This window comes from Enterococcus sp. AZ196 (assembly GCF_050498845.1).
Taxonomy (GTDB): Bacteria; Bacillota; Bacilli; order Lactobacillales; family Enterococcaceae; genus Enterococcus_A; species Enterococcus_A murrayae.
The window spans coordinates 137,536-151,122 of the sequence record NZ_JBIPAM010000001.1 but is presented as its reverse complement, the minus strand read 5'-3'; the positions used below and the strand labels follow the sequence as shown (position 1 = coordinate 151,122).

Sequence of the window (13,587 nt, the reverse complement as noted above, 5' to 3'; positions counted from 1 at the left end):
GCAAAAAAAGTCAATAAAATTAACTGTTTTAATAGTAACTAGGTTCGAGTCTAGTTTTTTAAAATAAAAATGAAATGCATTGATATTTTTTTGCATTAAAACAATAAAATGTTAAATGCTATAAAAATTATTCTGATGCTCTTTTCATTGCCCATTTAGCAGAATATTGTTTTCCAGCAATTAAATCGTATTGAATCAACATATATTCCTTTATTATTTCTTTTTGTTCTTCGGAAAGTTGGCTTTCCTTCAACACCTTATTGTTCTGATCAACAAATTTTCTTTGACCATTATAAACGTTTTGACTACTCGAATTGGGATCATTTGTTGTTGCGGGAATATTATTTAAAACCTCTGTCAACAATGCATAAAATGGTGTTACTTTTAATTGAGCTTGCTCCAAAGCAAGTGAAGGAAATACGTAAGGAGATACAAGAGAATATTTTTCATTCTTTTGATTATTATCCATATACTTATTATTATAAACAAAAAAATTTGTCTCTCGATAATTGTAAGGATATTTAGTGAATTCGTCTTCTTTGTAAATTCCAGGTAAATGATCACCATACCATAACAGCGTAATTGGCTTTTGTATATTATCAATTTCTAATATAAATTTTTCTAATGCCTGATCAGAAAGATTTAAACCTTTCAAATATGTTCTCATAGTATTTCCAGTACTATCTGTGACTATATCCCCGTCGTAATCAAAATCATTTTCTTCATAATAATTATCGTAAGGCATATGATTTTGCATAGTTGAAAGCTGAATAAATTGCGTCCTATTTTCATTTTTTTTAATTTTATCCAGGGTCTCATTATAAGAAGCCTCATCAGAAACATACGGATTATTACCAATTGTTTCTAAGTGTTTAAATCCATCAGGACTTTCTAAATAACGAAAAGTATCAAATCCAAACTTCTTGAAAACATTCATTCGATTATAAAGTGTTCCCCAATAAGGATGTATGGCAGATGACTCATCAAATAAATTTAAAAAACTCGGGGCAACTTTCTGTTTATTTACTAACTGAGTATATGGTGTAGGTAGTGTAGCGTCTAAATTGCTCATATCCATCCCCGTTAATGATTGCCATTCCATATTTGCTGTACCACCACCATAGGCAGATGATAACATTAATCCAGATGTCGTTTTCGATGAAAGACTGTTAACAAAAGGAATCGGATCACGACTCAATTTAATATTTGGCAATCTTGATGGATCGCTAAAGCTCTCACTTAACACAAATACTACAGTTTGATCTTGGGCCCATTCTTTACGACTCTCATTCATCTGAGTAGCTTCTTTATCATATTTTTTCATAATACTTTTAATTTTTTCTTCAGAATATTCTTTGGGTCTGTCCATTATTTTTACATCAATATTATTTATAAATTGGATTAGCGGCCCATTGATCATAGCTCCTTTCCTCTGGTTATAAAACTGACTATCTACTTTAAAGAATCTAAATAATAAATTAGAAGGGGAGTCTTGATGGTTTACCCAAAACAATCCAGAAAAAAGAAATAGCAACATAAAAATCCATAATAAACGCTTTTTAACACTAATTTTCAAGTTATAAAATTTATTTGCTCGATGTTGCAAAATAAAAGTGGAAATTGCTAATATCATTAAAATAAACACTAATACTATAACAATTATAGGGCTAATCATACTTAGTATTTCGCTAATATTTGACAAAAAAAGTAAATCGGAAGGTAGAATAGGTTCCATTCTCAATTTCACTTTTATTACTGTTGAAACGGTCAATAATAAATCGATTATCAGAGTAAATGTAAAAGCATACCAAAAACGCTTAGTTATTAAAAATATTAACAATAGAAATGCCGTTATGATAATAACATTCAAAAAGAGTTGCGCTTGTCTTTGAGTAAATATTGTTAGAACTGCTGAAATTGCTCTATCTTTAGTACGATAATCTGATAGTAAAAATATTTGCAAAGCAGTAAAAAAGTAGTAAAAAACTGCTGATAATATAAGTCTGGAATTAGCATATATCCAGTCTTTAATTTTCAATAGTTTGTCAATCAATTGAAACCAGGAATTAAAAACAAGCTTTCTTTCTATCCACTTATATATAGCGAACTTTTGCACCAGACAAATTACAAGGGCTAAAACAATACATACACTGAAGTAAATACCTATTATCAAAAGAATTCTTTTTGACCATTCAAAAGCCGAGTCAGGGAAAGCGATTTTATATTTTTCAGAGATCTTGTTAATAAGCACTTGCCAGTTAGTAGCAACTTGAGTGGCCACTAGAAAGATTGAAATAGTTTTAAAACTAGATTTAAAGGAACCTATCCTAGCATTATATCTTTCAATACAAATAAATAATAATACTGAATAATAAACTGAAAAAATCGACCATGGAACACTAAATCTATTTGCTGTACTAACATCCAGATGTACATGCATAGAAACCTTAGTCATAAGAATCACTAATAACGAAAGAAAAAATCCACTCAAAATAAAATGCATAAATCGATATCGAAATCTACTTACTATATTGAATCGTCGAATAACGTAACCCATTAAGAATAGATAAGCTACCCATAATATATTATCGCCTCCTGAAAAGCTAAAAATATCTTTTCCAAACATTGTTGGTAAAACCACAAAAAAAATGGATAGAAGTGTAAAACATTTTTTTATATTTGAATTTTGAAATTTATTTAAATGTGTAACTATTAATGGACTCGAGGCAAATACAAATAGAAATGATACCGCGAAGCCAAACAAATTTTGACTTATAGGAAATAAAATTATCCAGTAATCTCTTATATTTACAGATAAACAGAAGATATTTATTATTAATGCAAGCAGCACATACATTAAATACATTCTACCAAGTGGACTAATGAAATTCTTTTTCACGTTTTCGTTGGCATAATAGCCCATATACAACGCTAAAAGGTTTCCCCCCACAGCCGTAAGCGCAAGAAGAATATTGTATATATAAAATCTAGTTGGGTTTTGAGCATATTCAGGAACAACCGTAGCTGTGATGAGAACCCGTTGGATTATCATAAATACGCTCGCGAAAAAAATCGTTATAATCCCATACCTATTTGCTTTTTTCGTTTTCATCTATTTTATTCACCTTTTTTAATAGCCATTATTTTAATCAAAAATTCTAAATACAAGCACACTCACAACCTTTTTATATAAAACCAGACAAGTAGCTGAAAAGCTACTTGCCTATACGCACCGAAAAATCTCCCCCGACCCTAGTTAAATTAGGATTATAGAACGGATCATTCTCAATATAGCTCGCCCATGTCTCTTCCATATACTTAGTCTCTTTTTCGAAGCGGGCTTGTTTTTCTGGCGTGTTTTCGTATCCGCGTGATTGAGATTCGAAATGATACAATTCTGCGACATGCAGCCATACATTGTTATGACCTTTTTCGTATTCTTTCAGGCACAGGTCAACATCATTAAAGGCGACAGTCAGTTCTTCGTTGAAACCGCCGATTTCTGCAAAGTCTTTTGCTCGGATCATCATACAAGCAGCAGTAACTGCTAAATAATCGACATTTATTTCTAGTTTCCCAAAATATCCAAAATCGCCTCGTGGGAAAGTATGATGCCCATGACCTGCGGCTCCGCCCATTCCTAGAATCACCCCAGCATGCTGAATCGTATTATTTGGATAATATAATTTCGCACCGACACAGCCGATTCGTTCAAATTGGGCGAATGAGACCATCTTGGTCATCCACTCTGGCGTGATGACTTCGGTATCGTTGTTCAAGAACAAGAGATATTTTCCTTTAGCTACCTTAGCAGCCAGATTATTGATGCGAGAATAGTTGAAAGGAATATCGATGGATTCCACGACAAATTTTTCACCGAACTGCTTTTTATAACCTGTATAGAGCTCTTGCATTTCAGGCTGATCACTGCCGTTATCTGCCATGATGATTTCATAATTTGTATAGGTCGTTTTCTCAATAATTGAATCAACACAACGTTTTACATCGTCATAGCCGTTGCGTGTAGGGATAATCACACTGACTAGGTCTTCCGAAAGAACTTGATAGTCCACATCATACAAGCCGTTACCTGCTGCATGGTTGACAGTTGCTTTAATTCCACGACGATCAATTGCATCCTGTACAGCTTTTAATCCAGCATCGAATGCATAGCTCTTCGTTGACTGGTCGGCGGCCGTTGAGCTTGGTAAGATCCGCCAATAATATAGAATTTGTGGAATATGTGCAATCCGCTCAGCTGTGGTTTGTTCAGTGAATCGTAAAACCAAATCATAGTCCTGAGAACCTTCATAACCGACACGGAAGCCGCCAATTTTTTCCATGATCGAACGTCGATAGACTCCTAAGTGAGAAATATAGTTCGTTCCTAATAATAAATCCGGCGACCAATCAGGCTTAAAGGCTGGATCAAATCGTTTGCCGGCCATATCTATTTTATCTTCATCGCTGTAAATCAAATCTAAATCAGCGTTCTTATTTAGACATTTTGCTACTTCATACAAAGCAATTGGTGCCAACTCATCATCGTTATCCAGCAGCGCGACGAATTCTCCCGTTGCGACCTCTAATGCCGAATTGGTTGCTTTAGAAATATGGCCGTTTTCAGAACGGAAAACGAGTTTGATGCGAGAGTCTTGGGCTGCATATTTTTCTAATAACGGCCTTACAGTCGTATCAGTGGAATGATCGTCAGCCATACATAGCTCCCAATTTGGATAAAATTGATTTTGAACGGATTCGATGCATTTAGCCAGCCATTTTTCCTCAACATTATAAACCGGCATCAAAATCGAGATTACTGGCTGGTAATCAAATGCTGCGATTTCAGCTTTGATTGCAGCCGCATTCCAGTTTTCATTTTCAGCGATCCATTGTTGATAGCTTTCAGCGGATTGCTTGTTTTGTTCCAATTTGATTCGACGCAAAGTGTTCTTTAGTCCATTACGTTTTAAGTAACCCAATCCTTTGCGAGCTTTGCCATATAAAGTGTGGATTTGTGACGGTTGCTTAGGTTCTTTACTGATGTTTTCATTCGGTACAAAGCTAAGGCTTTGCGTATGATCGCCAAAATGAAAATCAAGCATCACCTGTTTGGCAGCCTGCTCTACTTCAATAGTTAAATTAAAGCCCATTTGTAGGCTGGCACTTGTTTTATGAGCGGCAGCAACATCTGAACGAGGAGTCCATTCAATTTTTTTGCTCACCACATTTTTCAAGGGAATAGTGATCGTTGGTACTTCCTTTGAATCAAGATCAAGCGCCCAGCCTTTAATCTCTAATTGCTTTGTTTCTGGATTGAACCTGCATTGATCAATGCAAACTTGTTCATTTTTTGCCATCGGATTAGCCTCCTATGCTGAATTGATTTGGATTGATCAATGGATCGTTCAATTCTTGAGAATATTTGTTAGTCAAAGCATCATATGCTTCTTTTTTCACACTAAAATGATTGTCACCTGGATAACGCACTTCAAAGTACGGATCGAAAATCAGTTTCTTCTTTTCCTTTGCTAATCGGATCGAGAAATCGATCCCCTTAATTTCAGTTGGCAGCTCCATATCAAATCCGCCCAAAGAAAGAAACTCGTCCTTACGAATAATCAATACATCTTCAGTCGCTGTGTAAATTTCTCGCGGTAACGCAGGACGGAAATAAGTTCCAATTGTTTTATTGGATAATCCCTGCTGTTCATACACGACACGCTCATTTGCCGGATCAATGATTACACCGCAATTTAGAATAGCTTCATCTTTACTGATAACCTTACCTGCAACGGCCCCTACTTTTGGCAAGCGAACAAAATTCATCGCTTCTTTTAGCCAAGTAGTGTTTGTCGGAACCAACTCTTCCGCTAAGAATACAACAAAATCACCTGTCGCCTCTTTGGCCAATTGATTTTCATCCTTACCAGCAAAAATTCGAATACGTTCATCAGTTACTGCTGATTCACTCGCTAAAAGTTCAAAATCATTCCATTCAGTAGCTAAAAGTTCATTCAGCTGTTTTTCGCTTGGTTTCCCGATCAAAACGATTGAAACTTTTGGTTCGGTCTCATAGTTGAAATCGATCTTATAGGCGCCATAATTTTTCGTCATGGTCACGACACCGTTAAGATTGCGTCGCTCAAGAGCTGCTTGCAATGCATTTTGTCCCGCTACATACGCATATTCTTTACTTTGCGGATCCATCGCTACGGATGTTTCAATCGTTCGCCAATGATAGAGGATATTCGGAATATGGTAGACCTCTTTTGCCGCTTCAGTTGCCCGTAAAACAAAATCGTAATCCTGACTTCCGTTAAACTCTGTTCGCAGTCCGCCAACTGTGTCCACGATTGAGCGCTTCACTACGACAAAATGCGTAATATAATTGTGTCCCAATAATAATGTTTCGTTCCAATTAGGTTTGAAAAATGGATCGAACCGTTTCCCGCTCATGGACAACTTGTCTTCATCGGTATAAATAAATTCACGGCTTTGATCTTCGTTCAATGCATTGACTACTGCCAATAACGCTGTATCCGCTAAAATATCATCATTGTCTAAGAACCCAATATAGTCCCCTGTTGCGATAGCTATCGCAGAATTAGTCGCCTCTGAGATATGTCCGTTTTTTTCACGAAGAACGATTTTTACCCGTTCGTCCTTTGCCGCCAGTTCTTGTAGTAATGGTTTTATGTGTGCCTTAGGCGAAGCATCATCTGACAAACAAAGCTCCCAATTAGGATAAATTTGATCCGTCAGTGATTTCACACACGCACGCAACCATTTTTCATCAACATTATATACCGGCACAACCAAAGAAATTTTTGGTTGGAAAGCGAGTTCCTTTGAGGATTCGATTAGTTGCTCGCGGGCTGATTCTTCGATTTTTGTTATCCATTCTTCATAGTTTGCACTATGCTGTTTCGAGCGTTGATAGTTCTTAACTGCTCCAGCGAACCCGTTGCGCTTGATTGATCCAAGCAGACGACGAATTTTTCTAGTTACTGGGGTACTCGCTGCCTTCGTATTTTTCGCCACAATCGGATAAATTCGATGCGGGCCATCAACTACTAGTAATTTTATGTCATCTATTACCTGCATATTTTTAGCAGTTAAAATAAAACCGAATTTTTCAGTAGAGTCGATTCCAAAAACTTCATTGACATCTGGACGATAGATCGAGTTAACTTGAAGCTCATTCACTGATTCAGCTAACAAGTACTCTAATGGCATTTTAGTTTTCTCTGAAAATCCCCAGCCCTTGATGATTGCTTCGTTTTCAGATTCATTATTTTCAATTGATTCAATCATCAGTTTGATTCCTTCTATTTCAGTGCTTGCTTCCACATAAGGAATATTTTTTAGTTGATAATTATACTTGTCAAAGTAATTCAATTTCAATGTAAGCAAACGATTTTTATTCTTCTCATTCGCAGCATCTTCCATTACTTTAACTTCTGAAGGGAAAAATTCTTCTTCGTTTAATACATTGACATTTACTGTAAATGTCTTGCCTGCTACCAAAGCACCATCAATAATTACATAGGGCTCTTCTGTAATATCAGGAAACATAAAAAGATCTTCTTGATACCAAGAAGCATTGGTTTCCTTGATGTCTAATAATTTATTATCAACAACAACTGACAGCTGAATTGCTGCAGGGACCTTACCCACCACGATACGTAATTTTTTTGTATTTTCTGGCGCCTGATGAATCGTTGTTTTGTTTTCATTTGTTTGATTGTTAAAAATGTAAGGTTCGATTTCAAACTTGCCATCAATCAAATACGCTAATTGCATTTGTTTATTGTAATTCGAATTGATCGGCTCTACTCGTTCCGGTTGTTCTACGGGCTCTTTGCGCAGTGCGTAAAAATACTGGTAGACTTCTCCAAACGGACGCTTTTTAAAGTCATAACGAACCATTTCCGGAAGTTCCTCATAACTGGCCGACAGCTCATTCTGCCCCACCTGTGAATAAGTAAAATCTTCTCTGCGAACAGATAATCCGATTCGCTTAAACAATTCTTCAAAGCCATGCTGCGTATAAAAACTATTGTGCGTCCGATCTAGCAAACCATATTGCTTCCAATCTAACTTATTGTTAAAAAGATCAATCAAGACAGAATTATGTGCCAGGTTGGGAAAGGTCAGCAAAATCTCTCCATTTGGCGCTAAGAATTTGCTTGCCTCCTGCAACGCCTTTTCTGAATCCGTCAAATGCTCCAAGACATCCGCAAATATAATAAAGTCAAATTTCTTCTCTGCGAAATGATCCTTCCATTTATACTCTTCGATGTTTCCTAAAAAGCCGTCCTGGGCAAAGCCCATGACGTGCTCAAATAAGACCGAATCAAATTCAACGATCGATACTTCACATTTTTTTTCATTGATCAAATATTGAGTCATCCGACCATTGCCAGGACCGAATTCTAAAACAGAAGAACCTTCAGTGATCTGGCTGATGATTTTCCCCACACTCGTATGCTCTTCAAGCGACAAATCAAAATCATACTTCATAATTAAATCGTATCCTTCCACTTATGATCCAAAACGACGATGCCTTCGCCGACATATTTTCCAGAGATGAACATGGTCAAATATCTTGTTTTATAAACCAGCGGCACCGTTGCATTTTCTTCAAAAAGGGCTACGTCAAAATAATACTCGCCGCCTAGAAGTGCCATTTTTTCATATTCCAAATAGAAGCTATTCTCGCCCTTTTTCCAGGGAATCGATTCTTCATCCAATAATGTATTCAGTCCGCAAACGTAATTATTATCTACTGTACGAATAGCCACACCTAGAACAGGCTTCTTGATGGAATCGTCTTTCACGTTATACGTCACCTTGATAACGACCCTACTATCCTGTTCAACGATTTCCAGCGGCTGCAGATCACCATCCAATAATTCAGCAGAATTGACTTCCACAATATCATAAGCAGAAAAATCCTCCGACGAAGAATTTTCCCGGTCAACTGTTTTCAGAGACTTCTTCTTTAAAAAGTTTTCATAGGTCTCCGTGATTTCCATTGTTTCACCTTCTGCTTCAACAACACCATTTTTCAACCAATAAACTCGGTCACAGAAACGGCGAACCGCATTCACATCATGGGAAACAAATAAAATCGTTTTGCCGGCATTACGCAGTTCGGTGAATTTTTCCATACATTTCAGTTGGAATTCCAAGTCCCCAACTGCCAATGCTTCATCGACAATCAGGATATCAGGATCCACATTGATCGCCACAGCAAACGCCAAACGCACGAACATCCCGCTTGAATACGTTTTGACAGGTTGATACAAATGATCGCCGATATCAGCGAAATTAATAATGTCGTCGACTTTATCGGCCATCTCTTCACGAGAGAAGCCTAAAACCATCCCATTGAGGAAAATATTCTCATAACCGCTGTATTCAGGATTGAATCCTGAGCCAAGCTCTAGAAGTGCCGCGATATTTCCTTCGATCTTCACTTCACCTTCTGAAGGAGTCAGTACTCCAGTAATGATCTTCAAGATCGTTGATTTTCCTGAACCGTTCTCTCCGATAAAACCGATCATTTCGCCTTTTTTCACTTGCACATTTACATCGTTCAACGCGTAAAAGACTTCATGATAAACCTTTCTAGTAGGACTTAACGCTTCCTTCAATCGATCAGAAGGCTTTTTATACATATCATATTTCTTTGTTAAGTGGTTGATTTCAATTACTGTTTCAGTCATTTAGATTTATCTCCTTATAGAACATCAGAAAAATGTGGTTTCAGGCGCTTGAAGACAACACTGCCGACCACTAATAGAATCAAAGTTACGACCCAAAAATAGATTGTCAGCAATGGTTTTTCCCAAAACCATTGCTCGCCAAAGAATGCATCTCGATATCCTTGGACGACATAGAACATTGGATTGAATTTCAATATAAACTGAATCGTTGGATGTGCCGCAAATTGATTGATACTCCATAAAACCGGTGTCCCCCACATCAATGCTTGCATAATAACACCGATAAATTGATTGATATCTGGGAAAAAGGGTTGGATCGAAGAAGTGATCCACGTCAAGCCAGTCAAGAACATCATCATTGCAAAAAGATAATAAATCAGCTGCAGCATATGCAGACTTGGGATTGCATGATTAAAGATCGCTACAATTAAAGCAATCGCAATGAAAAACACATGCATAAATAATCCTGAAAACAATTTAACAGAGGGTAAAATTCGAATGTTGAACACAACTTTTTTTACTAAATAGCTGTATTCACGAAAAACATTCGTTGCCGAGCCCAATACTTCAGAGAAGTACATCCATGGCACCAACCCTGTTAATAGAAAAACAATGAATGGATATTTTCCATCGGTCATGGCCGCCTTGAACCCCACCCCAAACACAAACCAATAGGTTACGACCATCACTAGCGGATTAGCAAAGGCCCAAAAAATACCAAGAGCCGATCCAGCATAGCGTGCCTTGAAATCATTTACGGAAAACTGTTTTAGTAGGGTACGATTTTGAAAAATTTCTTTAAAAAAACTCAGTAAGTCTTTGAACATGTTTATTCCTCTCATCCAACTCTTTATTTATTATTTCTACAGTTGATTAACGTTATTATTCTACAGAAAGATATATGTAAAAGCAAGGTTATTAAGAAAAGCTTCGGTAATTGAACACTCGCTCATTCGCCTGTCAATTTCCCTTAATACCAACAAAAATGAGCTTAACGTATCTTTCTAAGCCAAATCTATTTTATGAGGACTTTTTGCTTTTTCCATACATCGAAGCACACGCCAAATAGCCCGCTAAATTAGCGAGCTAAAAATTTTATTAAGTTTTCACTACTCCTCATTTCACCCCCATACCAACGTTGGATTTTCGATGGGACGAACACTGCTTATTCTCGTTTCCGGATACGATCAAGCAGCCGCTTTCGTTTTTTCTTCGGTGTAGTTGGCGGTGCCTGCGGGATCTTAGCGGACTCCGCCACCTTTCGTCTTTCTGTCAGAATGAGCTTGGCTGGCTGTTCTGTGTCGTCGATCTGAATATCTTCTAATGTATATCCGTCAGGCACACAGGCCGTGATAATCGACAGCGCTTCGCTCTGATACATTTCTCTTGGATTCATTTCCGCCGGCAGTTCAATTGTTTGGATTAATACATTGGGTTCAGGCTTTTCTTCAGAGACCTGAAGCATTGTTGCTGGCTGAGCGTCCTCGGCCATTTCAGGTTCTGGTCTCGTTTCCTCCACAGCGCGTACGGGTTCCTCTGCTTGAATGGACGGCTCCGCCGCTGTTTTCAGACTATCGTCAAAAAGCTCTGTCTCAATCGTTTCGATCAAAGTCGCATGCTTGACCTTTTTATATAAGCCGACACCCTTTCGTTCAAATAGGTTCAGCTGCGTTAACTTGGTTAAGGACGCTTTGATTTCCGCGCCCGTTTTCGTGGGATCCACATTTTTAAAGCACAAATGTTGGGATTTGCCGTTGCTGTTTTCAAATTCTGCATCTAATGTGAACATGCTTTTCCTTCCTTTCGTTCATTTTTTTCCTCACCTGTTCTTCGTCATGAGCCTGCTAATCCTGCTAAAGGTTCTTTAATAAACTGGGTATATAGCGCGTGTATTTTTTCGGCAATATATGTTTTTGCGGGAAATAATTTAATCGTTAACAGCCGCCATTCCTTTTTCTCGAAATAGGCCGCAAAATAACTGTAAAAGCGACGCATCGCAGCCGTTGAGCGGGTCTGTAAAAAAATGTGCCGTACCAGCCGCTTCAGCAGCATTGAAAAATCTGCCGCCTCCAGCTCATCTCGTACTTGAAGCGCTACCAAAATTTGGATGGCGCCATTTCCGTCGTTGGTTTCTTTATAATAATGAGTGACGCGTCTTTCCAATGTCTTGCGAGTCAATGTAAAGAGCTGTCGTCTGCTCAACCCATAATCTTTCATGTGTACCTCCTTCTCTATTGATACTTATTTTTACTTGAGATCTCTACACACATAAAATAATCCTTTTGTCATGGGGTTTTCAATATCATAATGTTTATTTTAAATTAACATAATGAATTATCCGACCTGAATATACAGTTACTAACAAGTTATCCGTCATAAAATAATGAGTAAATATCTATTCCTCATTATCATGCTAGTTAAATGAGAATTCCCTAATCGTATTTACGAACTGGTTTCCTTCTTTGCCTATAAAAATACCCTTATTGAATTCATTGCTAGTAGCAAAACTCAATAAGGGTATAAAAATTTTCATTTCAGCATGTAGCGTACCACATGGGTTTATGTGTAAATTGACTAGTAGCCCCGGCGATTTCTCCGTGTCGGTCTTAAATCAAACTCTTCATCTTCTGACGGATCAAACACGTTGACTGAATAGTCGAAAGTATCCTCAGCTTCAGGATTTCTCTGCCAAGCAAGTCCTAACAAACAAAATGTAATTGGAATCCAATAGGGAGCCATCAAGGTATCTTCCATTGTAGATTGAAGGAGTACTGCGAAAAAGGCGATAATAAAACTTAGCTGGCCCGCTTGAGTCGTTTCCTTAACAATAATCAACCAAACGTTATATAAAATAAATAGACTCATCAACACTAAACCAACCAAACCAAATTGTCCTAAAGTGGCATTATAACTGTTATGGTTTCCTAAAACCTGTTGACCGCGTTGAAACGTAAATGGCGGCATTCCCACAAAAAACTGCTCTTTTACTTTAAATAAGGTATCGTAAAAATGTTTCCAAATATCTTCTCGTCCTGTAAACAAATCAATATTACTTGAATTTGCCAAAAACAACGATAAGGGAAAAATTCCGATCAAAAAGACACTGTAGCCAATCCCATAAACCCACTTGATTTTTTCTTTTAAGAAGTTGGGCCATAGATCGAAGAATACAAAAACAACAACTGCAATAAACGCTGCTTGTGATTGAACGACCCATGTACAGGCTAAAGCTAAAAAGTAGATAGGGTATTTCAAAAACTTCGCCCAAGTCCATTCAAGCGACTGTAATAACGTTGCGGCTAAAAAACTAGAGCACATCACACTGCTGCCAATAGTGTTTGTATTTATCCAAATTTCTTGCAGCTTATTACTTTTATCCCAGATACTTATCCCAGCGGCGGGCTCAGGAATCTCTGTGAATATTCGATAGGCAGTAATCAATAAAACCAGTGTCATCAATCCGGCAAATATCAACCGCATGCCTTTAACAAACTTGACTAACTTAAAGTCTAATACCACAAAAATAATCAATGCGATTGTAATATCTTGTAGAAAACCAGCTTGTCTTAGTCCGTCAAATTGATGAAAAAAGATAATTGAAAGTATCGCCACACCAATCCAAATCAGATCATCTCTTTTTAAACGATAAAAGTTCAATAATAAAACGATCGTTGCTCCTATCGGCATATAGCGATTCATACTCGCATAAATATTGAACATCCCCTGTGTACCGATGCCCTTGGTCCAAAGGAAAAAGCACAGTAAGGTCATCCCGATCAGAATGCATGCACTAATTAAATTTAAAATATTTGACGTGCTTTTTTTTACTAGTTCCATTTTTTTCCTCCGAACC

General features: G+C 37.4%; 8 protein-coding genes. All 8 read right to left on the bottom strand.

Features of this window, described 5'->3' with window-relative positions; all coding sequences use genetic code 11:
• Positions 1-127: 127 nt before the first annotated feature.
• The gene (locus IGI67_RS00720) at positions 128-3,112 is read right to left on the bottom strand and encodes an LTA synthase family protein (RefSeq protein WP_429956449.1); all 2,985 of its coding nucleotides are present in this window, start codon (positions 3,110-3,112) and stop codon (positions 128-130) included.
• Between the two features lie 103 nt (positions 3,113-3,215).
• Positions 3,216-5,360 (bottom strand): glycosyltransferase family 2 protein, encoded by a 2,145-nt coding sequence (locus IGI67_RS00715; protein ID WP_429956448.1) that lies wholly within the window; start codon positions 5,358-5,360, stop codon positions 3,216-3,218.
• A 4-nt stretch (positions 5,361-5,364) separates the two neighbouring features.
• Positions 5,365-8,526, bottom strand: coding sequence for a glycosyltransferase (locus IGI67_RS00710; protein WP_429956447.1), 3,162 nt, complete (start codon positions 8,524-8,526; stop codon positions 5,365-5,367).
• Between the two features lie 2 nt (positions 8,527-8,528).
• Positions 8,529-9,734, bottom strand: a complete 1,206-nt coding sequence (locus IGI67_RS00705; RefSeq protein ID WP_429956446.1) for an ABC transporter ATP-binding protein — start codon at positions 9,732-9,734, stop codon at positions 8,529-8,531.
• 14 nt (positions 9,735-9,748) lie between these two features.
• Positions 9,749-10,561 carry an ABC transporter permease gene (locus IGI67_RS00700; RefSeq protein WP_207108598.1) on the bottom strand — a complete coding sequence of 271 codons (813 nt, stop codon included), beginning with the start codon at positions 10,559-10,561 and terminating at the stop codon, positions 9,749-9,751.
• A gap of 338 nt (positions 10,562-10,899) precedes the next feature.
• Complete coding sequence (locus IGI67_RS00695) at positions 10,900-11,523, bottom strand: DUF2922 domain-containing protein (RefSeq protein WP_429956445.1); 624 nt, start codon at positions 11,521-11,523, stop codon at positions 10,900-10,902.
• A gap of 44 nt (positions 11,524-11,567) precedes the next feature.
• Entirely contained in the window at positions 11,568-11,951 is a 384-nt protein-coding gene (locus IGI67_RS00690; protein WP_429956444.1) for a hypothetical protein, read from the bottom strand.
• Positions 11,952-12,308: 357 nt separating this feature from the next.
• Entirely contained in the window at positions 12,309-13,571 is a 1,263-nt protein-coding gene (locus IGI67_RS00685; protein ID WP_429956443.1) for an EpaQ family protein, read from the bottom strand.
• Positions 13,572-13,587: the final 16 nt, after the last annotated feature.

What these genes read in the sequence shown, in the direction of transcription:
- IGI67_RS00685 (WP_429956443.1), bottom strand. Translation starts at nt 13,571, where the DNA reads ATGGAACTAGTAAAAAAAAGCACGTCAAATATTTTAAATTTAATTAGT.
- IGI67_RS00715 (WP_429956448.1), bottom strand. Translation starts at nt 5,360, where the DNA reads ATGGCAAAAAATGAACAAGTTTGCATTGATCAATGCAGGTTCAATCCA.
- IGI67_RS00690 (WP_429956444.1), bottom strand. Translation starts at nt 11,951, where the DNA reads ATGAAAGATTATGGGTTGAGCAGACGACAGCTCTTTACATTGACTCGC.
- IGI67_RS00700 (WP_207108598.1), bottom strand. Translation starts at nt 10,561, where the DNA reads ATGTTCAAAGACTTACTGAGTTTTTTTAAAGAAATTTTTCAAAATCGT.
- IGI67_RS00720 (WP_429956449.1), bottom strand. Translation starts at nt 3,112, where the DNA reads ATGAAAACGAAAAAAGCAAATAGGTATGGGATTATAACGATTTTTTTC.
- IGI67_RS00710 (WP_429956447.1), bottom strand. Translation starts at nt 8,526, where the DNA reads ATGAAGTATGATTTTGATTTGTCGCTTGAAGAGCATACGAGTGTGGGG.
- IGI67_RS00705 (WP_429956446.1), bottom strand. Translation starts at nt 9,734, where the DNA reads ATGACTGAAACAGTAATTGAAATCAACCACTTAACAAAGAAATATGAT.
- IGI67_RS00695 (WP_429956445.1), bottom strand. Translation starts at nt 11,523, where the DNA reads ATGTTCACATTAGATGCAGAATTTGAAAACAGCAACGGCAAATCCCAA.